The 2,249-nt window shown below is 53.4% G+C and carries 2 protein-coding genes; one reads left to right on the forward strand and one right to left on the reverse strand.

Annotation, left to right across the window (positions count from 1 at the left end; genetic code table 11):
* Positions 1 to 21: 21 nt before the first annotated feature.
* Entirely contained in the window at positions 22 to 651 is a 630-nt protein-coding gene (locus IBX50_RS19860) for a LysE family translocator (protein ID WP_292258127.1), read from the reverse strand.
* Between the two features lie 151 nt (positions 652 to 802).
* Between IBX50_RS19860 and IBX50_RS19865 the strand changes: the two genes are divergently transcribed.
* Positions 803 to 2,233, forward strand: coding sequence for a PLP-dependent aminotransferase family protein (locus IBX50_RS19865; RefSeq protein WP_292258128.1), 1,431 nt, complete (start codon positions 803 to 805; stop codon positions 2,231 to 2,233).
* Positions 2,234 to 2,249 lie beyond the last annotated feature (16 nt).

Genomic DNA, 2,249 nt, shown 5'->3' on the forward strand with positions numbered 1-2,249 from the left:
TGTTCCTTCCTGAGAAAAAAATTACTGCAGGATGATGACCACACAGGCCGCTGTGATGCCTCCCATGCTGCGGTTGAACCAGCGCCAGTGGTATTCACTCTTGAGGATTTTGCCGATTGCTACCCCAAATCCAGCCCACAGGCTGATGCAAGGCAGTCCAATCAGGGCGCTGAGGCTTGCCAGTAACAGGGCATTTAATACCAGGTTGCCTTGATCTGGCAGAAAACCGGCCATCAGAGCAATCCCCATCACCCAGGCTTTGGGATTCATGAATTGAAACGCTGCGGCTTGTACAAAGGTCAGAGGTTGACCCACGATATCAGTATTGATTACCGGTGGTGGTGCGGTGGCAATTTTCCAGGCCAACCATAACAGGTACACACTGCCAAAAATTTTCAAGCCGGTTTGCAGCACAGGATAAACCTCAAAAGCCCGCCCCAGACCCAGTGCCAGAGCGCTGAATAACAACAGGCAGCCGATGGCAATACCAAAAATGTGTGGCAGTGTCCGGCGGAAACCGTAGTTGGCACCGGAGGCAGTCAGCATGATGTTGTTGGGGCCAGGAGTGATGGTCATGGTGATCATGTAAATCATGGCGGCACCCAGCAGCAAAAGGCTTTCAGGGGTCATATTCCATCCGGTTTCCATCATTGTTTCTCCTGTGTTTGTAAAACCAGCGCCGTGGTTGATGAAGACTTTGTTTTGTTAATTGTATGGGTTCAATTATTGTTTATTTGTGATTTTGTGGGTTCAATGTTAGGTTATTCTTTCTATCAGGAACTGCAATCGGAATATTGACACCATGACAATCTCTCTGAGTGATAAAGCTCGTGCCCGTTGTAGCTGGTTTCCGGATCTGGCTGCTTATGACGGGCCACGTTACAAGGCGCTGGCGGATGCGTTGGCGGATGCTATTCACAAGGGGGAGTTGCAGGCTGATCAGCGATTACCACCCCAGCGTTTGTTGGCTGATGCCTTGGGTGTGACAACAGGTACAGTGACTCGCGCTTATGGGGAAGCAGAGCGGCGGGGGTTGGTCGAGGCTCGGGTTGGCAGTGGCACTTATGTGCATCTGGCACGAGCAGGGGATAAGCCAGATTTTTACCACCTGACTGTTGATCAACCCGATGACAGTATTGATCTGTCGCTGAGTCTTATGGTGCCTAATCCAGCTCGTCTGGAGAGCCTGCATCAAGCCATGCAAAAGATGGCTGCTGATCCCCGCCAGTTGGCTGCTGCTTTGGCGTATCAATCTGAGCGAGGTCAGCCACAGCAGTTGCAGGTTTTTGTGGATTGGCTGGATCGGCACGGGGTTCAGGTCAGCAGTGAGCAGATGATGGTTACGGATGGTGGGCAGCATGGTATTTTTATCAGCCTGCAGGCGTTGCTGGCCCCGGGTGAGCTGCTGGTGTCCGATGCGTTGACTTATCCTGGCGTGATTGCTGCAGCACGGCAGCTGCACCTGCGTCATCTGGGCATACCGCTGGATGAAGAAGGCATGGATACTCAGGCGCTGGAGCGTTTGTGTCAGCAGCAGCGCCCCAGAGCGGTGTATCTGATGCCGGATCAGAACAATCCAACCGGACGTGTGATGTCACAGGCTCGCCGTATCCATCTGGCGGAGCTGGCACGACGTTATGATTTCTGGATTATTGAAGATGCAGTGCAGTTTTTACCGCCTGCATACCGTCACCAGCGGCTGGCAGAGCTGGCACCGGAACGAACTCTTTACCTGTTCAGCACTTCCAAGATTCTTGCCGGTGGTTTACGGGTGGGATTGATTGTTGCACCCCCGCTGGTTCTACCACGCTTGATGGCTGCTTTACGTGCCCACTGCTGGATGGCTCCACCGCTGATGGTGGCGCTGACCTGTGCCTGGATAGAATCGGGTGAAGCAGACCAGTTGTTGCAATGGCAGTGGCAGGAAGTACAGGAGCGTCAGCAGTTGCTGGCAGAGATTTTTCAGGGGCAGCGGTATTCCTGTCATCCGACCGGTTTTGTGGTGTGGCTGGAGTTACCGGAAGGCTGGCGAGTGGGTGAATTTGTAAGGGCGGCAGCGGATGCTGGAGTTCGGTTATTGGGCGCTGAGCCTTTTTGTGTGGGCAATCAGTCAGTACCGCAGGCAGTGCGTTTATGTGTCAGCCCACCAAAAGAGCGGGCTGTTTTACAGGAAGGTTTGCTGAGGTTAAAACGCTTGCTGGAAAGCCCGCCACAGGGGCGGGCAGTGTTCTGAATCAGATACCCAGATC

It is taken from the genome of Marinospirillum sp., from assembly GCF_014859565.1.